Genomic DNA, 24,305 nt, shown 5'->3' on the forward strand with positions numbered 1-24,305 from the left:
CCCTGCGAGACCCTCGACGCCGAGGCCTCCCCCGCGCGCCCGCCGCGCGCCCGACCCGCGGAGACCCCATGCCCGACGCCGGCACGCCCCTCGACCCCTTCCTCCGCTCCGGCCGCGCCGCCGCCCCGCGCACCCTCGTCGACGTGCTCGAGACGACCACCGCCGCCCACCCCGAGGCCTCCGCCCTCGAGGACGAGCGCGGCGCCCTCAGCTACCGCGAGCTGTCGGCCCACGTCGCCGTCGCCGCGAGCGCCCTCGCCGCCGCCGGCGTCGGCCGCGGCGACCGGGTCGGCGTCCGGATGCCCTCGGGCGACCGACGGCTCTACGTCGCCATCCTCGCCGTGCTGACCGCGGGCGCCGCCTACGTGCCGGTCGACGCCGACGACCCGGAGGAGCGCGCCGACCTGGTCTTCGGCGAGGCGCAGGTCGCGGGCGTCGTCGGCGCCGGAGGGGTGTTCCGCACCGCGGGGCAGGACGAGACCCAGGGCGTGCCGCTCTTCGGCGCCCGGGCCCCGCACGCCAGCACCGCCGACCGCCGCGGGCCCGGCGCCCCGGCCCGGCCGCCGCGCCCCGAGCCCGCCGACGACGCCTGGGTCATCTTCACCTCAGGGTCGACCGGCACCCCCAAGGGAGTCGCGGCGAGCCACCGTGCAGCCGCCGCGTTCGCCGACGCCGAGGCCGAGCTCTTCCTCGCCGACGACCCGCTGGGCCCGCTCGGGCCCGGCGACCGCGTGCTCGCGGGCCTCTCGGTCGCCTTCGACGCCTCCTGCGAGGAGATGTGGCTGGCCTGGCGCAGCGGCGCCTGCCTCGTGCCCGCCCCGCGCAGCCTCGTGCGCACCGGCGCCGACCTCGGCCCCTGGCTCGTCACCCACGGCATCACCGTCGTCTCGACCGTGCCGACGCTCGCCGCGCTGTGGCCGGCCGAGGCGCTCGAGTCGGTGCGCCTGCTCGTCTTCGGCGGCGAGGCCTTCCCGCTCGAGCTGGTCGACCGCGTCTGCGGCGACGGCCGCGAGGTCTGGAACACCTACGGCCCGACCGAGTCGACGGTCGTCGCGACCGGCGCCCTCGTCGTGCCGGGCGAGACCGTCCGCATCGGCCTGCCCCTGCTCGGCTGGGACGTCGCCGTCGTCGACCCCACGGGCGACCCGGTCGCCGAGGGCGAGGTCGGCGAGCTCATCATCGGCGGCGTCGGCCTCGCCCGGTACCTCGACCCCGCCAAGGACGCCGAGAAGTACGCCCCGCACCCGCAGCTCGGCTGGTCACGGGCCTACCGCAGCGGCGACCTCGTCGTGCTCGACCGGGAGGGGCTCGTCTTCCGTGGCCGGGCCGACGACCAGGTCAAGGTCGGCGGGCGGCGCATCGAGCTCGGCGAGATCGAGTCGGCGCTCCAGGCGCTGCCCGGCGTCGCGGGCGCCGCCGCCGCCGTCCGCGAGACGTCGGCCGGCAACCGGGTCATCGTCGGCTACCTCGCCCTGCACGGCGGCGCTGGCACGGGCACCGGCGCGGGCACAGCCGCCGCACCCGCCCCGACGCTCGACCGCGCCGCGGCCCTCGCCCGCCTCCGCGAGGCGCTGCCCGCCGCCCTCGTCCCCCTCCTCACCGTCGTCGACGGAGACCTCCCCACCAAGACCTCCGGCAAGATCGACCGCGACGCCCTCCCCTGGCCCCTCGCCGACCAGGCCCCCGACGACGGCTCGGCGGGCACGGGCAGCGGCACGGGCAGCGGCCCGGGCGCGGGCGCCCTCGGGCCCGACGAGGCCCTGCTGGCGGCCGACTGGCAGGCCGTCCTGGGCCTCCCGATCGGCGACGCCTCCGCCGACTTCTTCGACCTCGGCGGCGGCTCGCTCGCCGCGGCCCAGCTGGTGGCGCGCATCCGCGAGCGCGACCCCGAGTACACCGTCGCCGACGTCTACTCGCACCCGCGCCTCGGCGCGATGGCCGACGACCTCGCCCAGAGACGGGCCGGAGTCGCGGGAGACCCGGCAGGTCCCTCCCGTACCGAGCACCACCGGTCGCTGCCCGTCCCCGCCCGCACCCAGTGGCTGCAGACGCTCCTCGGCCTGCCGCTGCACCTCCTCGCCGGCCTCCGCTGGCTGACGATCGCGCTGACCGCCTCCACCGTGCTGCGAGCAGCGGGCGGCTTCGACGTGCTGCCGCGGGTCGACGCCTGGCTGCTCGTCGTGGGGCTCGTCGTGTTCGTGACGCCGCCGGGGCGGATGGCGATCTCGGTGGCCGCGGCGCGACTCCTGCTGTCCGGGGTCGCCGCGGGCGACCACCCGCGCGGCGGCGGCGTCCACCTGCGGCTGTGGCTCGCCGAGCAGGTGCAGCTGCAGACCGCGGCGACCGGCCTCGCCGGCGCGCCGTGGATCAGCTACTACGCCCGCGCCCTCGGCGCGCGCATCGCCCCCGACGTCGACCTGCACACGCTGCCGCCCGTGACGGGCATGCTGCGCGTCGGCCGGGGCGCGTCGATCGAGCCCGAGGTCGACCTGTCGGGCTGGTGGGTCGACGGCGACGTGCTGCGCCTCGGCGCCGTCCGGATCGGGGCGGGCAGCACCGTCGGCATGCGCAGCACCCTGTTGCCCGGCACCCGCATCGGCAAGCACGCCACGGTCGCGCCGGGCTCCGCCGTCTTCGGTCGCGTGCCGGCGGGCCAGGCCTGGTCGGGCTCCCCCGCCGCCCGGGTCGGCAAGGCGCGCACCTGGTGGCCGGACGAGCGGCCCGACCGTGCCCGACGGTGGCTGTGGGCCTACGGCGTCTCGTCGCTGCTGATCAGCCTGCTGCCGGTCGCCTCGCTCTCCGCCGGCGGCGCCGTCGTCGCCGCGGGCGTGCGGGGCTCGGCCACGCTCGGCGAGGCCTGGTGGCGGGCCGTCGGGGGGGCGGTGCCCGGCACCCTGCTGGCCGGCGTCGTCGCGGCGCTCGTCGTCGTCGGGGCCGTCCGGCTGCTCGCCCTCGGCGTCCGCGAGGGCACCTGGGCCGTGCGCAGCCGCGTCGGCTGGCAGATCTGGAGCACCGAGCGCCTGCTCGACCTCGCCCGCACCTATCTCTTCCCGCTGTACTCGAGCCTCGCGACCCCGGTCTGGCTACGCCTCCTCGGGGCCCGCGTCGGCCGCGACGTCGAGGCCTCGACCGTGCTGCTGCTGCCGTGCATGACGACGATCCGCGACGGGGCCTTCCTCGCCGACGACACCCTCGTCGCCTCGTACGAGCTCGGCGGCGGCTGGCTGCGCGTCGCCCGGGCCGAGATCGGCCGCCGGGCCTTCCTCGGCAACTCGGGCATGGCCGGCCCCGGGCACGTGGTCCCGAAGGACGGCCTCGTCGCCGTGCTCTCGGCGGCCCCGCGCTCGTCGAAGGCCGGCTCGTCGTGGCTCGGCTCGCCGCCCGTCCGGCTGCGACGCACGGTCGCGGTCGCCGACGAGTCGCGCACCTTCCGCCCGCCGGCACGGCTCCGCGCCGCCCGCGTCGCCTGGGAGCTCAGCCGGGTCGTGCCCGTCGTCGTCACCGTGCTGATCGGCCTCGGCCTCGTCTTCGGCCTCTGGGCCGTGACCGACGCGCTCGGCCTGCTCGCCGCCTCCCTGCTCAGCGCCGTCCTGCTGCTCGCCGCGGGGGCCGTCGCCGCGGCCGTCAGCACCGCCGCGAAGTGGCTGCTGATCGGACGGGTGCGCGCCTCCGAGCAGCCGCTCTGGTCGTCGTTCGTCTGGCGCAGCGAGACCGCCGACGTGTTCGTCGAGATGTGCGCCGCGCCGTGGTTCGCCCGCGCGGCCAGCGGCACCCCCGCCCTGGTCTGGTGGCTGCGCAGCCTCGGCGCCCGGATCGGCCGCGGCGTCTGGACCGAGAGCTACTGGCTGCCCGAGGCCGACCTCGTCACGCTCGGCGACGGCAGCACGGTCAACCGGGGCTGCGTCGTGCAGACCCACCTGTTCCATGATCGAATCATGTCCATGGACTCCGTCACGCTCCGCGCCGGGGCGACCCTCGGGCCGCACGGCGTCGTGCTGCCCGCCGCCGTGATCGGCGAGCACGCGACCGTCGGCCCCGCCTCGCTCGTGATGCGCGGCGAGGGCGTGCCCGCCGGCAGCCGCTGGAGCGGCAACCCGATCGGCCCGTGGCGCGAGGTCACGTTCGCCGACTACCACGCCGTCACCTCGTGACCTCGTACGCCCCCGGCAGCGGCGACGAGACCTGGTCGGCCGAGTCGTACGACCTCGAGCTGGCCTACCGCGTGGCCACCAACCGGCTCGACGGCACGGCGACCGTGACCGCGGTGGCCGCCACGCGCCTCCGGAGCCTGCAGCTCGACCTCGTCGGCCTCCGCGTCGAGAAGGTCAGGGTCGACGGGGCCCGCGCCCGCTCGCGCCACACGGCCGGCAAGCTCACGGTCACCCTGCCCGAGCCGGTGGAGGCGGGGGCCCGGCTGGTCGTGCGGGTCGACTACTCGGGCACGCCGGCCCCCCGGCAGAGCCCCTGGGGCGAGCTCGGCTGGGAGGAGCTCGACGACGGCGTCATCGTGGCCGCCCAACCGACGGGCGCGCCGACCTGGTTCCCGTGCAACGACCGCCCGGCCGACAAGGCGAGCTACCGCATCAGCGTCTCGGCCGAGCACGGCTACACGGTCGTCTGCAACGGCGAGCTGACCGACCGCCGCACCACCGCCGGCAAGGTCACCTGGACGTACGTGCAGCCCGAGCCGACCTCGACCTACCTCGCGACCGTGCAGATCGGCCGCTACGAGACCGTCCCCGTCGCCCTCGGCACCGAGGCCGCCCCGGTCGCCGGCCTGATCGTCGCCCCGCCCGAGCTGCACGACCGCGCCGCGCACGACTTCGCGCCCCTCGACCGCATGGTGGGCTGCTTCGTCGACGCCTTCGGCCCCTACCCCTTCCCCGGGTACACCGTCGTCGTCACGGCCGACGAGCTGGAGATCCCGTTGGAGGCGCAGGGGGCCGCGGTCTTCGGCGCCAACCACGTCGACGGGAGGTCGGGCACCGAGCGGCTCATCGCGCACGAGCTCGCGCACCAGTGGTTCGGCAACAGCGTCGGCCTCGCCGACTGGCGCGACATCTGGCTCAACGAGGGCTTCGCCTGCTACGCCGAGTGGCTCTGGTCGGAGCACGACGGCGGCACCACCGCGCACGCGCACGCCCAGCGCACGCGGCTGCGGCTCGCCCTGCCGCCGCACGACATCGTCGTGGGCGACCCCGGGCCCGACGCGATGTTCGACGACCGCGTCTACAAGCGCGGAGCCCTCACGCTCCACGCGCTGCGGCTCACGATCGGCGACGACGCCTTCTTCACCGTGCTGCGCGAGTGGACGGCCCGCCACCGCCACGGCGTCGTCAGCACCGACGACTTCGTCGAGCTCTGCGACGAGGTCACCGACACGACCGACGACTCGCTGGCGCTGCTGTTCGCGGCCTGGCTCGATCAGACGGCGCTGCCGACGCTGCCGCGGCGGGGCGCCGGGGGCTGACCGTCCTGGGCTGACCCTCGCGAGCTCGGCTCGGGCTGCCGGGCTGGCTCGTCGGCGTTCGGGGGCGGGGCAGGCCTGCGGGAGGCGCGGGCCGGCTCAGCCCGCGGAGGCCCCGTCGTCGAGCGGGTCGCCCTCGGCCGCGGCGATCAGCCTCGTCATCGTGCGGTGCAGCACGACCAGCTCGTCGCGCGTCACGCCCAGGCGACGCATCATGCGGCCCGGGATCGCCTCGGCCTCGCCCCGGAGCGCCTGCCCCGGCCCGGTCAGCTCGATGGCCAGCGTGCGCTCGTCGTCGACGTGACGGCGCCTCGTGAGCAGGCCCTGCGCCTCCAGCCGCTTCACGAGCGGAGAGAGGGTGCCGGGGTCGAGCCGGAGGAGGCGCGCGAGGTCGCGGATCGACAGCGGGCGGTCGTCCGCGCCGGCCTGGCCTGGGGGGCCCTCACCGCGCCTCCCCCGGTGCTCCCAGAGGGCGAGCATGACGAGGTACTGCGGGTGCGTGAGACCGAGGGGCTCGAGCACGGGGCGGTAGGCGGCGACGACGCTGCGGGACGCGACCGAGAGGGCGAAGCAGATCTGGCTCTCGAGGGCGAGCGGGTCGACGGCGGTGGTGCCGGGTGCGCTCACGAGCCCGCGCCGGCCCGGGCGGCTCGGGGGGTGCCGGGGCAGTGCACCATCGTGCGGGGGCCGGAGCGGTCGACGACGTGCTCGTCCATGGGCGCGCCGCAGAGCGGGCAGGCTCCGCCGTGCGGTGGCGCCACCGGGGGCGCCTCGTTCTTGAGGCCGAGCTGCGCGCCGCCGATGTAGGGGCGCAGCCGGGCGTTCATCGACTCGACGAGGTCGCCGAAGCGACTGCCGTGCGCGTGCGGGTCGCGGGGTGCTCGGTCTCGGGGTGCTCGGGCCATGACGTCGAGTGTACCGATCGTTGGGGCACCAACGGAATCCCCGGGCTGGGCAGTGGGCGGCCGTCAGGGGCCGTCGAGCTCGACGTCGACCAGCGTCACGAGGTAGCCGCAGAACCACGCGCCACGCCCCCGGTCGTCCCAGTCGGCGGTGCCCAGCACCGAGGTGACGTTCCACGCCGCGGGTGCCGTCGCCCGTCCCCCGGGGCGCTGCAGCACGACGGCGACGGGTGCCGACGCCCGTCCGATCGCCGCGACGGTGCCCGTGACCGTGCTGACCCGGTGCACGGCGCCGTAGTGCTCGACGAGCAGGTCGGGGTCGGGGTCGGCAGGGGCGTGCAGCCCGGCCAGCCGGTCGGCGCCGGGGGCGGGCACCGTGACGGGCCAGCTCACCACGTCGGCGACCCGGAAGACGTCGTGCCCCTGCACCAGCTGCCACGCGTCGACCCACACCGTCACGCTCGTCGCCACCCCGCGCCTCCTCGCCGTCGCTCCGCAGGCCTCACCTGGTCGACCCGCCTCGTCGCCTCCACCGTGGTCGCCCACGGCGGCGCGCGGTGCCCCCTTGACAGCCCCCGGAGCACGTGGTGCGGAGGGGTACGGCACGGCGTCCCGGCAGGTGCGGGGCGTACGACGGAGGCATGACCAGCGACCAGTACACGTTCGACGACCCCCGCCACCGCTACCCCGTGATCAGCCCCGAGGTGCAGCAGCAGCCGGAGCCCGGCCTGCAGTCGGCGATGACCCCGGTGCCCGACCTCGGCGAGGCGACCTACCGCGGCACCGGCCGCCTCACGGGGCGGAGGGCCCTCATCACCGGAGCCGACTCCGGCATCGGCGCCGCGGTCGCGATCGCCTTCGCGCGGGAGGGCGCCGACGTGACCCTGTCGTACCTGCCCGAGGAGGAGGAGGACGCCCGCCACGTCGTGGAGCAGGTGGAGGCGGCGGGCCGGAAGGCCGTGGCCGTCCCCGGCGACCTGACCAGCGCCTCCTTCTGCCGGGAGCTCGTGGCGCGCGCCGTCGAGGGCATGGGCGGGCTCGACGCGATCGTCAACGTCGCCGGCAAGCAGGTCTGGCAGCCGACGATCGAGGAGATCAGCGACGAGCAGTTCGAGGAGACCTTCCGCACGAACGTCTTCGCGCCGTTCTTCATCGTCAAGGCCGCGCTGCCGCACCTCGCGCCCGGCTCGACCATCGTCAACACGGCGTCGCTCGAGGCGTACGTGCCCGCGCCCGACCGCCTCGACTACGCCACCACGAAGGGCGCGATCAACAACTTCTCGAAGGGGCTCGCGCAGCAGCTCATCACGCGCGGCATCCGCGTCAACGTCGTGGCGCCCGGGCCCACCTGGACGGCCCTGCAGGTCACGCGCGGCGTCGACCCCGAGACGCTGCCCGAGTTCGGCTCGAGCGAGTCGCCGATGGGGCGGGCCGCGCAGCCGGCCGAGCAGGCTCCGGCGTACGTGTTCCTCACCAGCGCCGAGTCGAGCTTCGTCGCGGGCGAGACGCTGAACGTCAACGGCGGGATGGTCACGCCGTAGGGGCTGCGGACGGAGACGACGGCGCCCGGCCCCTCGCGGGGTCGGGCGCCGTCGTGTGCGGTGCGGGGCCGAAGCCGGTGCCAGTGCTGGTGCCGGTGCCGGTGTCGGTGTCGCTGTCGGAGCCGGTCTGGCTACGCGACCTTGCGGCCGGTCGCGAGCACCTGGTGCGCACGGGCGGCGAGCTCGCCGCGCACGAGCACCTCGTAGCGCCCCGCCTCCATCGTCTTCACGGAGGAGAAGTCGCGGCGGCCGCGCGTCGCCGCGTGGCCGATGGCGCCCCACAGGGCGCCCCAGAGGGCACCGGCGCCGACGGCCACGAGCAGGACGCCGATCAAGGCCACGTTGCTCGCGAAGAGGCCGAAGAGCAGGCCGAGCAGGAGGCCGAACCACGCGCCACCACCGGCGCCGCGCACGGCGGCCTTGCCGGTGGTGAGGCGGCCTGCGACGTTCTCGACGGTGCGGATGTCGTGGCCGACGATCGAGACGCTCTCGACGGGGAAGCCCTCGTCGCTGAGCAGGTCGACGGCGGCCTGCGCGTCTTCGTACTTCGTGAACGTGGCGAGGGTCTGCGGGTGCCCGCCGCCGGCGAAGGCGCCGATGCCGGGGAGGCCCGGCGTCGCCTGGGGCGAGCTGCCGGCCGGGGCCTGGTAGCCCGGCTGCGGGGGCACGACGCCCGGGGCGGGTGCGGGAGCGGGGGCGCCCTGGGGAGCCTGGCCCTGCCCCGCGTCGGGGGCGGCGCCGCCCGCCGGGGTCGGGGCGTACTCGCCGTAGGCGGGGCGCGGTCGCGACTCGGGGGCGGGACCGCCGGAGGCGCGGGTCGCGTCGTCGTCGGGGGTCGGGCTCGGGACGGGCTGCTGGTCGGTCATGCCTGATGTCTACCCCGTCACGTCCCCGCATGGAGCCGATGCACAGCCCTCCCCCAGCAGCCCCCCGGCCCGCGCACGGGCACGCGCGCTCGCGCCGCGCCGCGCGTGGCAGCGCCACGACGAGGCGACCCGTCCTGGGCCCACACCCTCGCCCGGGCCCCACAACGCGTCACCTCGATGAGCGCCGCGGGAGCCGCGACGGCCACACCACGACGAGGTGACCCGCCCTGGGCCCTCACCACGGGCCATCCCCCAGAACGCGACACCTCGATGAGCGCAGCGCCCGCGCGCAACCTATGCGGGGCCGACGAACCCGCGCTGCCCCGCGTCGCGCGCCGAGGCCACGTGAGGCTCCTGGGGTGGAGAGAGGACGGCGCGCAGCGCCGGGCCATCCACGGCCCCACCACGACGAGGTGACCCGTCCTGGGCCCACACCCTCGCCCAGCACCCAGAACGCGTCACCTCGATGAGCGCGCCGCCCGGCCGCGACGGCCACACCACGACGAAGCGACCCGTCCTGGGCTCTCATCGACGCCCGGGCCCCAGGACGCGACACCTCGAGGGAGGCGCGCCCGGCCCCCCGCGGCGGGGCACACGCACCCCCAGAAACGAGAAGAGGCCCTCCCAGCGGGAGAGCCTCTTCGTACGGGTGGATCTGAGGGGACTCGAACCCCTGACCCCCTGCATGCCATGCAGGTGCGCTACCAGCTGCGCCACAGACCCATGTTCTGTTGTCGTTCCGTTGCCCCTTCCGAAGCAACTCGTCAACCTTACTACAGATTTCGAGGCCTCGAGTACACCTCCCCCCGACGGCCTCCCGGACGCACGGAGACCCGGCCGCAGCCGGGTCTCCGTCAGGTCGAACACCCCGGAGGGCGAGACGGGCTACGCCTCGGCAGGAGCCTCGGCCGGCTCAGCGGCCGCAGCCTCGGTCACGACGTCGAGCGGGATGGTCGGGCAGTCGCTCCACAGCCGCTCGAGCGAGTAGTACTGGCGGTCTTCGTCGTGGAAGACGTGGACGACGAGGTCGCCGAAGTCGAGGAGGACCCAGCGGCCCTCGGCCCGGCCCTCGCGGCGCAGCGTCTTGACGCCGTGCTCGAGCAGCTTGTCTTCGATCTCGCCGGCGATGGCGACGACGTTGCGCTCGCTGCGCCCGGAGGCGAGGAGGAACACGTCGGTGAGGGGCAGCGGCTCGGTGACGTCGAGCGCGACGAGGTCGTCGGCCTGCTTGTCGTCTGCGGCGCGGGCGGCGATCTGCAGGAGCTCGATGGCGCGAGGGGTGGCTGTCAAGGGATCCTCTGGGTAGGGACGGATGTGGTGGAGGCGACCGTCAGGGACGGCCAGTGTGTTCAGGAGGCGGTGGTCGGGTCGAGCCCGCCACCACGCCGACCCGGTGGGGGTCGGAGGTCAGCCGCCCAGGACTCCGGTCGAGAAGCCGTAGACGATGACACCGATGATACCAAGGCCCACGCCGCCCCCGACGATCCCGAGCACGAGCGGCAGCCGGTTGGCCGCCGGCTGGGCTGCGGCCAGCACGACCGAGCGGGTGGAGGTGTGCGTGCTGATGGCCTTGCTGGCCCGGACGGGCGCCGCGTCGGTGTCGGCCGACTCGGCGTCGCCGGCCTCCATCAGGCGGTCGATCTCGGAGTTGTCGATGCGGGCCTGCGACCCCGTGGCGCCGAGGCTGCGGGGCAGGTCGATGGAGCCGGTGATGATGATCTCGCCGGTGGCGTTCAGCGCCCCGGTGACGTCGGCGACCTGCTGGTCGGTGAGGATGAGCGCGTTCGTCTGGCCCGTGTGCGTGCCGAGCGCGCGACCGGGGGCGCTCTCGTCGTCGGGGGCGTCGACCTGCGTCGTCCAGTGCCCCACCGGCGGCACGAAGCCGGTCGGCTCGGGCACCGAGGCCGGGGCGGCCTCCACGACCGGGGTCGGGGCGACGGGGTCGAGCCCCGCCGGCCGCAGGGACGCGACGGGCTCGGACGGCGCCGACGACGGCCGCTCGTCGCTGAGGTCGAGCGGGAAGACCGTCGGGGTCGACGTGGGCGCGGGCGACGAGGCCGGGCGCACCTCGCCGGTGCGACGCGGCCCGGGGGCCGCACCGTCGTCGGCCGTCGAGTCGTCGTCGCGGGTCGGCAGCACCGACGGCGCGGAAGACACCGGCGGTCGCACCGACGCCGGGAGGTCGTCACCGGCGGGCGGAGCCGAGGCGGGCGCGGCAGAGGCCGCAGCGCCAGAGGCCGGAGCGGACGAGGCCGGACGTGAGCCCGTGGCCGCGCTCGTGCCCGCCGCGGAGCCGTCGCCCCCCTCGATCGGGGAGACGATCTGGTCGACCGTGTCGAGAGCCTCGGAGAGCGTGCGACGCGGCTCGGGGCCGGGGGCCTGCAGCGGCACGGGGCCACGGGCTGCCTCGGCGTCGCGCAGGGCGCGCAGCTGGCGACGGGTCAGCTGGCCCGGCTCGGCGACGGAGGCGGGCGGGCCCGAGACCGACGACGGAGCCGAGAGGGAGGAGGGGGCAGGAGCGGACGCGGGGGACGGTGCGGACGCGGCGACGGCCGGGCTCGACACCGGAGCCACCAGCGACGACGGAACGGGCCGCACGACCTCCTCGGTCACGGGCGCGGCCGAGACGGGCGAGGGGGCCGAGCCGGTCGGGGCCTCGGCGGCGGGCTGCTCGCCCGTGAGGGCGGCGGACCCCTGTCGGGCTCGCTCGAGGTCGCGGACCTGTCGCCTGGTGAGCGGCGGCTGGCCGTCGGTCGAACTCATGAGTGGCTCCTGTACAGGTGGTGCTTGGAGATGTACTGGACGACTCCGTCGGGGACCAGGTACCACACCGGGTGATCGCGACCGACCCGGGCGCGGCAATCGGTCGACGAGATCGCCAAGGCGGGGACTTCGAGCAAGCTTACGTCGCTCTCCGGCAATCCACCAACGCTCAGGTCGTGCCCGGGCCGGGTCACGGCGACGAAGTGCGCGAGGGCCCAGAGCTCCTCGACGTCCTTCCAGTCGATGATCTGGGCGACGGCGTCGGCGCCCGTGATGAAGAAGAGCTCGGCGTCGGGGTGCTGCGAGCGGATGTCGCGGAGGGTGTCGATCGTGTAGGTGGGGCCGCCGCGGTCGATGTCGACCCGGCTGACCGTGAACATCGGGTTGGAGGCGGTCGCGATGACCGTCATGAGGTAGCGGTGCTCGCTGTCGCTGGGCGCCGCCTTCATGTAGGGCTGGCCGGTCGGCACGAAGACGACCTCGTCGAGCGCGAACGACTGGGCTACCTCGCTGGCCGCGACCAGGTGACCGTGGTGGATCGGGTCGAACGTGCCGCCCATGATCCCGATGCGGGGTCGGCGGTGCTGCTCGTCGACGCCCTCGAGGGTCGCCGCCGGGGCGACCGCCACCACGCTCTCAGCCCGCCCGGTCAGTGCTGCTCGGGGTGGCCGAACTCGTCGACGGGGGCCTCGTGGTGCGCCTGCGTGGACGCCTTGCGCGGCGAGCGGTTGGCGACGTCGCGGTAGCTCCACACGACGTAGCCGAGGAACAGGAAGAACACGCCGAAGACCGCGGAGATGGCAGCGGGCGGCGCGATGAGCGGCGCCAGGTCTTCGTGGGCAGCGGCGAGGAGGGCGACGTCGAGCATGGGTTCTCCGTTCCGAGGGGTGATCCGGGCCAGTCTAGCCGCGCACCTGGCCGGTGCCGCGCACGAGCCACTTCGTGCTGGTCAGCTCGGGCAGCCCCATCGGCCCCCTCGCGTGCAGCTTCTGCGTCGAGATGCCCACCTCGGCCCCGAAGCCGAACTCGCCCCCGTCGGTGAACCGGGTCGACGCGTTGACCATGACGACGGCGCTGTCGACCTCGGCGAGGAACCTCTCCGCCGTCGCGTGGTCGGCCGTGACGATCGACTCGGTGTGCCGCGTCGACCAGCGCTCGATGTGCTCCATCGCCGCGTCGACGTCGGCGACGACGCGCACCGCCAGGTCGAGGCTCATGTACTCCGTCGCCCAGTCGTCGTCGGTGGCCGGCACCACGTCGGCGTCGACGGCGCGCACGCGCTCGTCGCCGTGGACGGTCACGCCGGAGGCGCGGAGGGCACCCAGCACCGCCGGCAGCAGGCGGTCGGCGGCCCGCTCGTGCACCAGGAGGGTCTCGAGGGCGTTGCAGACGCTCGGCCGCTGCACCTTGCTGTTCACGACCACGTCGACGGCGGTCGCCTCGTCGGCGCTCTCGTCGAGGAAGACGTGGACGACGCCCGCGCCCGTCTCGATCACCGGCACGGTCGACTCGCGGACGACGGTCTCGATGAAGGCGGCGCTCCCCCGCGGCACGAGCACGTCGACGAGGCCGCGCGCGCGCATCAGCTCGGCGGCGCCCTCGCGGCCGTGCTGGTCGATGGTCACGACGGCGTCGGCGGGCAGGCCGGAGGCGACCAGCGCCTCCCTGATGACGGCCACCAGGGCCGTGTTCGACCGACGGGCCGCGCTGCCGCCGCGGAGCACGGCCGCGTTGCCGCTCTTGAGCGCGAGGGCGGCGATGTCGACCGTGACGTTGGGCCGCGCCTCGTAGATGGCGCCGACCACGCCGAACGGCACGCGCACCTGGTCGAGGCGCAGCCCGTTGGGCAGCACCCGGCCGCGCACGTTCTCGCCGACGGGGTCGACGAGGGCGGCGACGAGCCGGGTGGCGGCCTCGAGCCCCTCGAGGCGCGCGAGGTCGAGGCGCAGGCGGTCGCGCAGGCCCGGGGCGACCCCGTCGCGCTCGGCCTGCTCGAGGTCGAGCGCGTTGGCGGCGAGCACGCGGTCGGCCTGGGCCACGACCGCGTCGGCGATCGCGTGCAGCGCGGCGTCCTTGCGGTCGCTGGTGAGCTGCGCCAGCACGCGCGACGCCGCCCGCGCCGCGACCAGCGAGTCGTGCACCGACGGCGAGCCGGCCGCGGGCGCGGGGCCGGCGGCCGACGAGGAGGCAGGGTCGACGGGCGTGGGCACGAGGGTCGTCATGCCGAGATCTTAAGCCCGCGGGCAGCCGTCAGGAGGCGCGGGGCACGGCCTCGAAGAAGGTCCCGACCGCGGCCCCCGACAGCGCGAGCGCCACGTTCGCCGTCGACGTGACGAGCACCGGCGTGCCCGCCGCGGCGGCGTGGCGGGCCGCGGCCACCTTGGTGCCGGCGCCGCCCGTGCCGACCCCGGCCGCGCCCGCGTCGCCGAACGTGACGCCGGCGAGGTCGTCGCCGACCGGGACGTCGACGAGCGCGACCGCGCCGGGCTCGTGCGGCGGCCGGGTGTAGAGAGCGTCCACGTCGCTGAGCAGCACGAGGGCGTCGGCGCCGATCAGCTCGGCGACCAGGGCGGCGAGCCTGTCGTTGTCGCCGAAGCGGATCTCGTGGGTCGCGACGGTGTCGTTCTCGTTGACGATCGGCAGGATCCGCAGCTCGAGCAGGCGGTCCATCGCGCGCTGGGCGTTGCTGCGCGGCGTCGGGTCGCGCATGTCGCCCGCCGTGAGCAGCACTTGCCCGGCGACGATGCCGTGCCGGCGGAGGCTCTGCTGGTAGCGGTAGATCAGGACGTTCTGGCCGACCGCCGCCGCCGCCTGCTGGGTCGCGAGGTCGGTCGGGCGGGAGTCGAGCCGCAGGTGCGGCAGCCCGGTCGCGATGGCGCCCGAGGAGACGAGCACGACCTCGGCGCCGCGCGCGTAGGCGTCGGCGAGCGCGTCGACCAGGGGCTCGATCTGGCCGACGTTCTCGCCGCTGATCGACGACGAGCCGACCTTGACCACGATGCGGCGGGCCCGGGCGATGCCGGCACGGTCGACCACGGGGGCGCCGTCGGGGCGCGCCGGGGTCACGAGGGGGCCCTCGGTGCTCATTCCCGCTCGTCGCCCTCCGTGACGAGGAAGCCCTCGTCGTCGGTCCAGAGGCCGGCCGCGCGCTCGCGCTGGAGCTCGGCCCGCGCCTCCGCCTTCGCGTCCATGCGCTCGAAGTAGTCCTCGCGGCGTTGGTTGCGGGTGGGGCGGTCGTTCTTGATCAGGCGCGGGTCGGTGCCGCGGGCCGAGGTCATCAGCTCGGCGGTCGAGGTGAGCGTGGGCTCCCAGTCGAAGACGATGCCGCCCTCGGGGCCGATCAGGACGGTCGAGCCGGCCTGCGCGCCCGCCTTGAACAGGGCGTCCTCGATGCCGATCGCGTTGAGGCGGTCGGCGAGGTAGCCCACGGCCTCCTCGTTGTTGAAGTCGGTCTGCACGACCCAGCGCTCGGGCTTCTGGCCGAGGATGCGGTACACGTTGCCGTACGTGCCGCCCTCGACCCTGATGACGAACGGCTTCTCGTTGACGGCGCGGGGGCGCATGACGAGGCGGGGAGGCGCGGGTCGGCTGGCGATCTCGGCGCGGCTGGCCTCGACGACCTCGGCCAGGGCGAACGAGAGGTTGCGGAGGCCCTCGTGGCTGACGGCCGAGATCTCGAAGACGCGGTAGCCGCGGGCCTCGAGCTCGGGCGTGACGAAGTCGGCGAGCTCGCGGCCGTCGGGCACGTCGACCTTGTTGAGGGCGATCATCTGCGGGCGCTCGAGCAGCGGCAGCTGCCCCTCGGGCACCGGGTAGGCCTCGAGCTCGCGGAGGATGACGTCGAGGTCGGTCAGCGGGTCGCGGCCGGGCTCGAGCGTCGCGCAGTCGAGCACGTGCAGCAGGGCGGAGCAGCGCTCGACGTGGCGCAGGAACTCGAGCCCGAGGCCCTTGCCCTCGCTGGCGCCCTCGATCAGGCCGGGCACGTCGGCGACCGTGTAGCGGGTATCGCCCGACTCGACGACGCCGAGGTTCGGGTGGAGGGTGGTGAAGGGGTAGTCGGCGATCTTCGGCTTGGCCGCGGAGAGCGCGGCGACGAGGCTCGACTTCCCGGCCGACGGGTAGCCGACGAGCGCGACGTCGGCGACGACCTTCAGCTCGAGCAGGACGTCGCCCTGCCAGCCCGGGGTGCCGAGCAGCGCGAAGCCGGGGGCCTTGCGCTTCGTCGACGACAGGGCCGCGTTGCCCAGGCCGCCGATGCCGGCCTCGGCCACGACGTAGCGCGTGCCGTGCTCGGTCATGTCGATCAGCTCGGTGCCGTCGGTCGACTTCACGACCGTGCCGAGCGGCACGGCGAGCTCGAGCTCGGTGCCCTGGGTGCCGCTGCGGTGGTCGCCCATGCCCGGGCCGCCGTTCTCGCTCGAGCGGTGGGGGGCGCGGTGGAACCCGAGCAGCGTGGTGACGCCGGCGTCGGCGACGAGCACGATGTCGCCGCCGTTGCCGCCGTTGCCGCCGTCGGGGCCGGCGAGGGGCTTGAACTTCTCGCGCTTGACGGAGACGCAGCCGTTGCCCCCGTTGCCTGCTCGGAGGTGGAGGGTCACGTGGTCGACGAAGGTGGCCATGGGTGTTCAGTCTCTTCTGGATCTGTGTGCCGGGGAAAGGTGCCCCGGGTCGAGGACGAGGGAGCGGGCTGTGCCCGCCGCTCGGTCGCGTCGCCGGACCGTCTGGACGGGCGACGCTGGTGCGGTGCGAGAGGACGTCGTGGGGCGGACGAGATCACGCCCGGGGATGCCGACACGACCGTGGGCCTGCGCGCACCGACCCTCCACGATACAGGGGGCCCTCGGCGGGCGTCAACGCGCGGGTAGCATCGGCGGCGTGACCATCCTGATCGACGAGGCCATCTGGCCCGCCCACGACACCCTCTGGGCGCACCTGGTCAGCGACGAGTCGTACGCCGAGCTGCACGCCTTCGCGGCGGCCCACGACGTGCCCCGCCGGGGCTTCGACCACGACCACTACGACGTGCCCGAGTCACGCCTCGCCGACCTCGTCGCGGCCGGCGCCGTGCCCGTCTCGGGCCTCGAGCTCGCCCGCCGCCTCGAGCGCAGCGGCCTGCGCGTCTCGCAGCGGGTCAAGCGCGGGCTGCCGGCCCGCCCGCGCCCCTAGCACCACGGGGCACGGCGGTGCCGGGTCGACCGCCGCCCGGGCGGCCGCCGCCCGGGCGGCCGCCGGCCCCTCACCAGGAGGCGGCGTGGCCGAGGAAGCTCGCCACGACCGCGCCCGAGGCGAGGTCGACGACGGTGGTCGTCACCTCGGCCGGCGTCGGGTCGATCGTGTAGGTGTAGTCGGTCGGGCTCGTGGCCGTGGCGGTCTCGACCGCGAGGAACTGCCCGTTCGGCGACACGGAGAAGCCCTCGATCTCGCTGGAGCCGCTCGGCGGGCGGAAGACGACCCGCGCCTCCTGCTCGTCGTCCAGCACGATGAGGCTGCTGAAGCTCGTGCCGCCGTCGGTCGGCAGCGCCACCTGCTGCACGTACTCCGTCGCGCCGACGGCGACGAGCTCGCCGCGGAACGGCGTCTGCCCCTCCACCGCCGAGAACGGGATGGGGGTCTGCTCCCCCGTCGACAGGTCGACCCGGAAGGCCTGCAGCGCCGTCGCCGCGACGATGCCCCGCCCGTCGAGCGAGACCCCCTGCAGCGCGACGAAGGTGCCGAGGGGCCGGGGAGGCGCGGCGCCGCTGAGGTCGAAGAGGGTCACCTGCTCGTCGGTCGCCTGGGCCACCACGCTGTCGAGCCCGGGGACGAACTGCCAGTCGAGCACCGTGAGGGGCTCCCCCGCGATCGACGTCACGGGGGCGACGGCCCGCTGGCCCTGGAGCGGCAGCGTGTAGAGGGTCTCCTGCTCGGAGCCCTCGGGCTGCCACGAGAACGCCAGCGTGGTGGTCGCCCGGTCGGCGCCGAGCTGCGTGACGAGACCGGGCCCGTCGGGCAGGGGCAGGGTCTCGGCGGCGACCCCGTCGAGCGAGACGAGGCTGAGGGTCGACTGCTCGCCGTCGTCGGTGAGCACGGCGACCGCGCTGTCGAAGACCTCGTACGCCTGGATCCGCGGCGCGCTCCAGACCGTGCGCCGCTCGGCCCCGCCCTTCAGGTCGGCCTGCTCGAGGGAGTCCTCCGCGCCGTCACGACCGTGCACGATGCGCCAGGTGACGGCCTGCTCGGTGCTGAACCGCGCCTCCAGGTCGGAGGTCTGCCGCTGGTAGATGCTCGACACCCCCGACACGCTCACCCGGTAGTCGGTGTCGTAGCGCAGCCGGTCGGTGAACTGCACCGAGACCACGTCGCCCGAGGTCTGCACGGTGAAGGGCGCCGCCGGGCTGACGACGACCTGGTCGGGGTCGACGTGCGCCAGGGCCTGGTTCGAGAACAGCCGCAGCTGCTGGCCCGACCGCTCGACGACGGCGCTCGCGTCGACCTGCACGTCGGTGAGCTTCGGCCCCTGCAGGTGGGTGAGCACGCCGAAGAGCCCGCAGACGACGGCGAGCACGGCGACGACCGCGACGAAGCGGCGACGCTGACGGAGGCGCAGGTCGGCCTCGTCGAGCGGGTCGCCGTCGCGCCCGCCCTCCGCCGACCACCGGTCAGTAGAGGTACGGGTCACTCGGCTGGCCGACCTTCTCGAGGCTGTCGGGGACGAGCGCGACCGGATCGGTCGACGCGCTGCTCTGGTTGGCCCGGAAGCCGCCGGAGACGTCGACCCACTCGTCGGGCTGGAGCTGGCTCTGCCAGTCGTCGAGCTGCACGGGCACGCCGACGGGCTGGGCGTCGACGGCGCAGCAGGTCACGACGAAGCGCGAGACGTAGAAGGTGTCGGGGTCGTCGCCGGCCGGCACCACGAAGCCGACGACGTCGGCGGTCTTGCCCTCGAAGAACGCGAGGTCGCTGGTCTGGCGCAGCAGCCCGGCCCAGTCGAGCACGCTGAACGACTTGTACGCGTCGGCGTCGCCCGCCTCGGCGTCGGCCACCGTGGTGCCGTTGAGGGAGGCCGTGGACGAGTTGACGTCGCGCTGCCCGGCCGTCGCGCTGGTCAACGTGGCGGGCGGGAGGACGACGAGGGCGACGGCGATGCCGACCGTGACGAGGGCGCCGACCGAGACGGCGGCCCCGCGGAGGCCGGCCCGGCCCCGTCGGCGACGACGCGGCCTGCGGGAGCCGGCGGGCGCCTCCCCGGCGGCCTCGTGCTCGTGGTCGTGGTCGTCGCGGGCCGGCACGAGGGCGAGCACGCCGAGCGAGAGCACCATGCCGATCGCGATCATGATCACCGTGAACACGACGTAGCGCGGGTGGATGTAGAGGATGAGCTGACCGGTCGCGGCGAGCCAGAGGGTCGAGACGCCCACGACGAGCGTGAGCAGCACCCCCTGCCACCGATCTGCGAGCGTGCTAAGCAAAGAAGTTCACCACCAGTCCGATCGCGGCGCTGGTCAGCGCCACCACGAGGGTCAGCTGCGCGAGCACCTTCGGCCGGTACGTCGTGCGCAGCAGGGCGAGCATCTTGACGTCGATGATCGGCCCGAAGACGAGGAAGGCGGCGATGCCGCCGGGCATGAAGGTCGTCGCGAACGGCAGCACGAAGAACGCGTCGACGTTCGAGCAGAGCGAGATGACGAACGCGAGCACCATCATCGCGAGCACCGACCAGACCGGGTTGCTGCCGAGCGTCACGAGCACCGAGCGCGGCACGGCCGTCTGGATGCCGCCGGCGATCGCGGCGCCGATGAACAGCGCGGGCATCATGGTCGACATCTCGCGGCGGAACAGCTCGACGCTCTCGCGGACGCGCCCGCCGCCGTGGGCGTGGTCGGTCGGCAGCGCGCACTCCGCGGCGAACGACTTCGTCAGCAGGCTCTCGGGGTCGGGGTGGCGGCTGTAGAGCCAGCCGATCAGGTTCGCGATCAGGAACCCGCCGAGGAGGCGCGCGACCAGGATCCCGTCGCTCCAGCCGAACGCCTGGTGCGTCGTGATGATCGTGATCGGGTTGAGGATCGGCGCGGCGAGGAGGAACGTCATCGACTCGGAGACCGTGAAGCCCTTGAGCACCAGGCCGCGGGCCAGCGGCACGTTGCCGCACTCGCAGACCGGCAGGAACATGCCGAGGAAGGAGATGACCGCGCGGCGCAGCAGCGGCTGGCGCGGCAGCCACGACGTGAAGAAGGCCTGCGGCAGCCACACCTGCACGATGATCGACAGCACGATGCCGAGGAGCACGAAGGGCATCGACTCGACGATGACGCTGATCGTCAGGGTGACGAAGTCCTGGGCCACGTCGGGCAGCAGGCCGGGGCCGAGGGCGGGCGACGCCAGGCGCACGACGAGCAGCAGGAGCGCCACCGCGCCGCCGACGACGAGCAGGGGCGTGCGGGAGGCGCGGCGCGGGCCTCGCCCGGGGCCCCGACCGGGCGCGACGACGCCGTGGTCGTGGTGGTCGTGCGACGGGTCGCGGTGCAGCAGGGGCGCGCTCACCGCTCGCCCTCGCCGCGGTCGGCGGGCGGCGCGAAGCGCGACCAGTCGTCGCGCGCGGGGTCGGCGGCGCGACGGGAGCGTCGGGGGGCGTCGGGTGCGGGCGTCGCCTCGGGCTCGACGGCGGACCGTGCGGGGGCGTCGTCGGCGTCGACGGGCGCGACGGCGACCGGCCGGAAGGACGCGTGGTCGACGGGGCCGGAGCGGGGCGCGCGCGACGGTCCGGAGACCCGGGCCGGTGCACCGGTCGCGTCGGCGTCGGCGTCCGCCTCGGCCTCGGCGTCCGACGACGTCGGCGCGGCGGGCACGACGACGGCCTGGGGCCGGGCGTCGGCCTCGGGGTCGGCCCCCGCCGGGTCGTCGCCCTCGCGACGCGCCCAGAGCCAGGCCACGACGGCGCCCACCACGAGCAGGGCCGTGTCGACGACTCCCGCCGCCAGCGGGATGGTCGTGACGTAGAGGACGAGGTTGGCCCAGGTGCCGCCGCTCTGCGAGAGCAGCACGCCCGGCACGACGCCGACGACGGCGAGGGCCAGGGTGCCCGCGGCGCCGGCCACGAGGGCCCGGCGCAGCACGGTGGCGAGGGGGGCGGCCGTCTCGAGCGGCCGCACCACCAGCAGCACGACGAACGCCACGACGTAGAACGGGAACGGGTAGAAGACGAAGCTGCCGAGGAACTGGCCGACCGGCGTCGCCGCGAACCCGCTCGGGAAGGCGGTGACGCTGAACCCGACGGCGGCCCCGACCATGGCGAGCAGGCCCAGCGCGAAGCGTGCCAGGAGCACGACGCCGACGGCCGTGGCGGCGGCGACCAGGCGGTCGCGCCCCGAGGTGCCGCGCAGCGAGACGACGGCAGCCCGGACGGTCGACCCTGGGGTCGGCTGTCCGGGCTGCGTCGAGGTCACGCAGTCACCCTAGACGAGTCACAGTTCGTCGGAGCTGACGCCCACGCCCAGGATGAACGGACCCGCGTCGCCCTCGGTCGAGCGGCCCTCGGTCGACTCCGTGGCCGCGGAGGCGACCGGTGCGGAGGTCGTGCCCGAGCTCGAGGCACGGCGCGAGCGGCTGCGGCCCTGGCCGGGCTGCTTGGGCTCGGGCAGTGCCCCGAGGACGGAGTCGAGCAGCTGCTCGGCGTCGTCCCGGCTGATCTTGCGGGGCTCGCGACGGGTCGTGGTGACCGGGATGTCGAGGATCGCCACGCTGGCCTCGGGGGTCGTCACGGTGACGCGCGACCGGCGGGACTCCGTGCTGCGCTCCGCCCGGGCGGGCGCTGCCTCGGCGGCGGGAGCCGTCGGGGCCTGGACGGGCTCGGCCACGGCCTGCTCCGCGGGGGCGGTCGTCGGCACCGTCACGACGGCGGCCTCGGCCGCCGGCGCGTCGGCCTGGTCGGCCTCGGCGCGACCCCGGCCCGTCTCGGTCGAGCTGTCGTCGGTCGACGAGCCCTCGGTCGAGTCGGCGTCACGGCCGCCGCGCGAGCGACGGCTCTTGCGGGCGCCACGGCCCCGGCGGGGCTCGTCGCCCTGCTGCTCGCCCGGCGCCTCGGCCGAGCCGCCGACCGACGCCGCGGCGGCGTCGATGGCCGCCTCGACGGCGGCGGCGGCCTCGACGGCGGAGTCGGTGCTCCGGTCGCCGTCCTCGGCGTGCGCGATCGTCGACGCCGCGATCCGCGACAGGGCGTTCTTGACGTCCTCGGTGATCGCGTGGGTGCCCGTGGTGGGGTGCGCGGCCGAGGCGGGCTGCTGGCCCCCGCGACCGGCGCCCGCGGCACCGGACTGGCCCGCGCCTCCGGACTTGGCGGCCGCGCCGCCGCGGCGACGCTGCTCCTGGCCCTGGCCGTTCTGGCCGCCCTGGCCGTTCTGGCCGTTCTGGCCGCGACGCGGCTGCTGCTCCTGCACGCGGGCGGCGCTGCCGGCCTCGGCGAACGACTCGGCGAGCCCCAGGCCCAGCTTCTTGCGGGTCATCTGCACGAGGCCGAGCGAGGTGACCTCGGCGACCTGGTGCTTGGTGCGGTCGCGGCTGAGGCACTCGACGAGACGGCGCAGCACGAGGTCGCGGTTCGACTCGAGCACCATGTCGATGAAGTCGACGACGATGATGCCGCCGATGTCACGGAGGCGCAGCTGGCGGACGATCTCCTCCGCGGCCTCGAGGTTGTTCTTCGTGACGGTCTCCTCGAGGTTGCCGCCGGAGCCGACGAACTTGCCCGTGTTGACGTCGACGACCGTCATGGCCTCGGTGCGGTCGATGACGAGCGAGCCGCCCGAGGGCAGCCAGACCTTGCGGTCGAGGGCCTTCTCGATCTGCTCGTTGAGGCGGTACTCGTCGAACGCGTCGCGCTCGCCCTCGTAGCGCACGATGCGGTCGATGAGGTCGGGAGCGACGGCCGAGAGGTACGACTGCAGGGTCTCGTAGGCGTCCTCGCCGTCGACGACCATCTCGTGGAAGTCCTCGTTGAAGACGTCGCGCACGATCTTGATCAGCAGGTCGGGCTCGGAGTGCAGCTGGGCCGGGGCGGCGCCCGTCTCGACCTTGGCGCTGATGTCGGCCCACTGGTTCGTCAGGCGCTTGATGTCGAGGGTCAGCTGCTCCTCCGTCGCGCCCTCGGCCGCGGTGCGGACGATGACCCCGGCGTTCTCGGGCAGCGCCTCCTTCAGGATCTTCTTCAGGCGGGCGCGCTCGGTGTCGGGCAGCTTGCGGCTGATGCCGTTCATCGAGCCGTTGGGCACGTAGACGAGGTAGCGGCCGGGCAGCGAGATCTGGCTCGTCAGGCGGGCGCCCTTGTGGCCCACGGGGTCTTTCGTGACCTGCACGAGGACGCGGTCGCCGGGCTTGAGGGCCAGCTCGATGCGACGGGGCTGGTTGCCGTTCGACAGGCTGTCCCAGTCGACCTCGCCGGAGTAGAGCACGGCGTTGCGGCCGCGCCCGATGTCGACGAAGGCGGCCTCCATGCTCGGCAGCACGTTCTGCACGCGGCCGAGGTAGACGTTGCCGATCAACGAGACGTTCTGTGCCTTGGCGACGTAGTGCTCGGCGAGCGTGCCGTCCTCCATGACGCCGATCTCGATGCGGTCGCCCGACGAGCGGACGACCATCTTGCGGTCGACGCTCTCGCGGCGCGCGAGGAACTCGGCCTCCGTGATGACGGTGCGGCGGCGGCCGGCGTCACGGCCGTCGCGGCGGCGCTGCTTCTTGGCCTCGAGACGGGTCGAGCCCTTGATGCGCTGCGGCTCGGTGATCAGCTCGACCTGGCGCTGCGGGCGCTCGCGCGGGCCGCGGTCGCCCTGGCGGGCCTCGGAGTCGCGCTCCTCGCGGTCCTGCGAGCGGCCGCGCGAGCGGCGGCGCGAGGCGGGGCGCTGGGGCTCGTCGTCCCAGCCGCCGTCGTCGTAGCCCTCGTCGTCGCGCTCGTCGAGGTCGTCGCGCTGGTCGCGGTGGTCGTCGCGGTCGTCACGGCGACGGCCGGGGCGGGCCGGGAGCGGCGTGATGACCGGGGCGTGGAAGATCAGGCTCGTCGTCGTCAGGTGCGCCGGGATGGGCGACGCGGACGGGTCGGCGGCCGGCTCCGAGCCGGTCGCGGGCGCCTCGGCGGCGGGCTCGCCGTCGGCGATGTCGGCCTCGACGGCCTCGACGTCGACCGCGGGGGCGACGTCGGACGCGGCGGCCCGACCAGCGTCGGGCGTGGCCTGGGCCGGGGCGGCGCTGTCGTCGGCGGGGGTGCTCGGGGCCTGGCCCGCGGAGTCGGTGTCGTGGGTCACGGTCTGTGCCTCCTGGGCGTCGTCGATGGGATCGGTCGGAGAAGAGGGGCGCTGTGCGCCGCTGGTGCGCGCCGCGGGCGGTGCCGCCTGGCGGGCGAGCAGGGCCCCGAACAGGCCCCGCTTCTTCTTCGGTCGACCGTCGGTCGTGTCGTCGTTGTTGTCCAGCACTGCTGGTGTGCTCCTCGCCCTGCCGAGGACGTGCCGTCGGCAGGTGGTCTCGTGTCGTGGCCGAGCGGTGCCGTGCACCTGCCCCCGGACCACCGTGCCCTCTCACGGCACGCCATGTCGGTCACGCGGCGTTCGGTCACGAGGTGAGCCGGACCGTCTCTGCGGTCGTCGCCACCCCGTGTCGTTCGTCGACGTGCGGTTCTTCGTTGCTGTCGGAACTGGCCATCCGACCTGGAGCGCCTGCGCCCCGTGCCCGGCTTCACCTGCACCCGCGCGACGCCCCTCGGGGCCGGTGCCACGCGGGCCAGCACGGCCCGGAAAGTCATGAT

General features: G+C 74.9%; 20 protein-coding genes and 1 tRNA gene. 4 read left to right on the forward strand and 17 right to left on the reverse strand.

The window, feature by feature from the left end:
* Positions 1 to 68 precede the first annotated feature (68 nt).
* The gene (locus tag F1C15_RS04000; RefSeq protein ID WP_185233104.1) at positions 69 to 4,151 is read left to right on the forward strand and encodes a Pls/PosA family non-ribosomal peptide synthetase; all 4,083 of its coding nucleotides are present in this window, start codon (positions 69 to 71) and stop codon (positions 4,149 to 4,151) included.
* On the forward strand, positions 4,148 to 5,470 hold the full coding sequence (locus F1C15_RS04005) for a M1 family metallopeptidase (RefSeq protein WP_219731567.1): 1,323 nt from the start codon (positions 4,148 to 4,150) through the stop codon (positions 5,468 to 5,470). Before F1C15_RS04000 ends, F1C15_RS04005 begins: the two co-directional genes overlap by 4 nt.
* A gap of 96 nt (positions 5,471 to 5,566) precedes the next feature.
* Here the strand turns inward: F1C15_RS04005 and F1C15_RS04010 are convergent, their stop codons facing one another.
* The 3 genes from F1C15_RS04010 to F1C15_RS04020 all read right to left on the reverse strand — a co-directional run bounded on the left by F1C15_RS04010 (position 5,567) and on the right by F1C15_RS04020 (position 6,840).
* Positions 5,567 to 6,094, reverse strand: a complete 528-nt coding sequence (locus F1C15_RS04010) for a MarR family winged helix-turn-helix transcriptional regulator (protein WP_185233106.1) — start codon at positions 6,092 to 6,094, stop codon at positions 5,567 to 5,569.
* A complete protein-coding gene (locus F1C15_RS04015) occupies positions 6,091 to 6,372 on the reverse strand; it encodes a hypothetical protein (protein WP_185233108.1) in 282 nt (93 codons plus the stop codon). Before F1C15_RS04015 ends, F1C15_RS04010 begins: the two co-directional genes overlap by 4 nt.
* Positions 6,373 to 6,435: 63 nt before the next feature.
* Entirely contained in the window at positions 6,436 to 6,840 is a 405-nt protein-coding gene (locus F1C15_RS04020; RefSeq protein ID WP_185233110.1) for a DUF6578 domain-containing protein, read from the reverse strand.
* Between the two features lie 170 nt (positions 6,841 to 7,010).
* Here F1C15_RS04020 and F1C15_RS04025 point away from each other — a divergent pair, with 170 nt between their 5' ends.
* The gene (locus F1C15_RS04025; RefSeq protein ID WP_185233112.1) at positions 7,011 to 7,910 is read left to right on the forward strand and encodes an SDR family oxidoreductase; all 900 of its coding nucleotides are present in this window, start codon (positions 7,011 to 7,013) and stop codon (positions 7,908 to 7,910) included.
* 131 nt (positions 7,911 to 8,041) lie between these two features.
* On the opposite strand, the gene F1C15_RS16105 is transcribed toward F1C15_RS04025, so the two are convergent.
* From F1C15_RS16105 to obgE, 9 genes are all read right to left on the reverse strand, one after another.
* Positions 8,042 to 8,776, reverse strand: a complete 735-nt coding sequence (locus F1C15_RS16105) for a general stress protein (protein ID WP_197982097.1) — start codon at positions 8,774 to 8,776, stop codon at positions 8,042 to 8,044.
* Between the two features lie 650 nt (positions 8,777 to 9,426).
* A tRNA-Ala gene (locus F1C15_RS04035) sits at positions 9,427 to 9,499 on the reverse strand.
* A 162-nt stretch (positions 9,500 to 9,661) separates the two neighbouring features.
* Positions 9,662 to 10,066, reverse strand: a complete 405-nt coding sequence (gene rsfS / locus F1C15_RS04040) for a ribosome silencing factor (protein ID WP_056056424.1) — start codon at positions 10,064 to 10,066, stop codon at positions 9,662 to 9,664.
* A 117-nt stretch (positions 10,067 to 10,183) separates the two neighbouring features.
* Complete coding sequence (locus tag F1C15_RS04045) at positions 10,184 to 11,539, reverse strand: hypothetical protein (RefSeq protein WP_185233114.1); 1,356 nt, start codon at positions 11,537 to 11,539, stop codon at positions 10,184 to 10,186.
* Entirely contained in the window at positions 11,536 to 12,099 is a 564-nt protein-coding gene (gene nadD / locus F1C15_RS04050; protein WP_056058783.1) for a nicotinate-nucleotide adenylyltransferase, read from the reverse strand. Before nadD ends, F1C15_RS04045 begins: the two co-directional genes overlap by 4 nt.
* An 89-nt stretch (positions 12,100 to 12,188) precedes the next feature.
* On the reverse strand, positions 12,189 to 12,407 hold the full coding sequence (locus tag F1C15_RS04055) for a hypothetical protein (RefSeq protein ID WP_056056426.1): 219 nt from the start codon (positions 12,405 to 12,407) through the stop codon (positions 12,189 to 12,191).
* Positions 12,408 to 12,441: 34 nt separating this feature from the next.
* Positions 12,442 to 13,761 carry a glutamate-5-semialdehyde dehydrogenase gene (locus tag F1C15_RS04060; RefSeq protein WP_185233115.1) on the reverse strand — a complete coding sequence of 440 codons (1,320 nt, stop codon included), beginning with the start codon at positions 13,759 to 13,761 and terminating at the stop codon, positions 12,442 to 12,444.
* 28 nt (positions 13,762 to 13,789) lie between these two features.
* Positions 13,790 to 14,626 (reverse strand): glutamate 5-kinase, encoded by an 837-nt coding sequence (gene proB, locus F1C15_RS04065; RefSeq protein ID WP_185233116.1) that lies wholly within the window; start codon positions 14,624 to 14,626, stop codon positions 13,790 to 13,792.
* On the reverse strand, positions 14,623 to 16,158 hold the full coding sequence (gene obgE, locus F1C15_RS04070) for a GTPase ObgE (RefSeq protein WP_056056429.1): 1,536 nt from the start codon (positions 16,156 to 16,158) through the stop codon (positions 14,623 to 14,625). Before obgE ends, proB begins: the two co-directional genes overlap by 4 nt.
* 256 nt (positions 16,159 to 16,414) lie before the next feature.
* Here obgE and F1C15_RS04075 point away from each other — a divergent pair, with 256 nt between their 5' ends.
* Entirely contained in the window at positions 16,415 to 16,705 is a 291-nt protein-coding gene (locus F1C15_RS04075) for a DUF4031 domain-containing protein (RefSeq protein WP_056056430.1), read from the forward strand.
* Positions 16,706 to 16,775: 70 nt separating this feature from the next.
* Here the strand turns inward: F1C15_RS04075 and F1C15_RS04080 are convergent, their stop codons facing one another.
* Genes F1C15_RS04080 through F1C15_RS04100 form a run of 5 tightly spaced genes read right to left on the reverse strand, consistent with a single transcriptional unit; the run spans position 16,776 to position 23,976 of the window.
* Positions 16,776 to 18,197 carry a hypothetical protein gene (locus F1C15_RS04080; RefSeq protein ID WP_056056431.1) on the reverse strand — a complete coding sequence of 474 codons (1,422 nt, stop codon included), beginning with the start codon at positions 18,195 to 18,197 and terminating at the stop codon, positions 16,776 to 16,778.
* Positions 18,178 to 18,954, reverse strand: a complete 777-nt coding sequence (locus tag F1C15_RS04085) for a TIGR03943 family protein (protein WP_056056432.1) — start codon at positions 18,952 to 18,954, stop codon at positions 18,178 to 18,180. Before F1C15_RS04085 ends, F1C15_RS04080 begins: the two co-directional genes overlap by 20 nt.
* 25 nt (positions 18,955 to 18,979) lie before the next feature.
* On the reverse strand, positions 18,980 to 20,059 hold the full coding sequence (locus F1C15_RS04090) for a permease (protein ID WP_369814269.1): 1,080 nt from the start codon (positions 20,057 to 20,059) through the stop codon (positions 18,980 to 18,982).
* Positions 20,056 to 20,961 (reverse strand): hypothetical protein, encoded by a 906-nt coding sequence (locus F1C15_RS04095; protein ID WP_185233117.1) that lies wholly within the window; start codon positions 20,959 to 20,961, stop codon positions 20,056 to 20,058. Before F1C15_RS04095 ends, F1C15_RS04090 begins: the two co-directional genes overlap by 4 nt.
* Before the next feature lie 18 nt (positions 20,962 to 20,979).
* Positions 20,980 to 23,976, reverse strand: coding sequence for an Rne/Rng family ribonuclease (locus tag F1C15_RS04100; protein WP_185233118.1), 2,997 nt, complete (start codon positions 23,974 to 23,976; stop codon positions 20,980 to 20,982).
* Between the last annotated feature and the right edge of the window lie 329 nt (positions 23,977 to 24,305).

The sequence above is a fragment of the Frigoribacterium sp. NBH87 genome, from assembly GCF_014217665.1.
GTDB lineage: Bacteria > Actinomycetota > Actinomycetes > Actinomycetales > Microbacteriaceae > Frigoribacterium > Frigoribacterium endophyticum.

Coding starts and splice junctions, on each gene's coding strand:
- F1C15_RS04000 (WP_185233104.1), top strand. CDS start 69: ATGCCCGACGCCGGCACGCCCCTCGACCCCTTCCTCCGCTCCGGCCGC.
- F1C15_RS04015 (WP_185233108.1), bottom strand. CDS start 6,372: ATGGCCCGAGCACCCCGAGACCGAGCACCCCGCGACCCGCACGCGCAC.
- F1C15_RS04025 (WP_185233112.1), top strand. CDS start 7,011: ATGACCAGCGACCAGTACACGTTCGACGACCCCCGCCACCGCTACCCC.
- F1C15_RS16105 (WP_197982097.1), bottom strand. CDS start 8,776: ATGACCGACCAGCAGCCCGTCCCGAGCCCGACCCCCGACGACGACGCG.
- F1C15_RS04045 (WP_185233114.1), bottom strand. CDS start 11,539: ATGAGTTCGACCGACGGCCAGCCGCCGCTCACCAGGCGACAGGTCCGC.
- nadD (WP_056058783.1), bottom strand. CDS start 12,099: ATGGGCGGCACGTTCGACCCGATCCACCACGGTCACCTGGTCGCGGCC.
- F1C15_RS04055 (WP_056056426.1), bottom strand. CDS start 12,407: ATGCTCGACGTCGCCCTCCTCGCCGCTGCCCACGAAGACCTGGCGCCG.
- F1C15_RS04060 (WP_185233115.1), bottom strand. CDS start 13,761: ATGACGACCCTCGTGCCCACGCCCGTCGACCCTGCCTCCTCGTCGGCC.
- proB (WP_185233116.1), bottom strand. CDS start 14,626: ATGAGCACCGAGGGCCCCCTCGTGACCCCGGCGCGCCCCGACGGCGCC.
- obgE (WP_056056429.1), bottom strand. CDS start 16,158: ATGGCCACCTTCGTCGACCACGTGACCCTCCACCTCCGAGCAGGCAAC.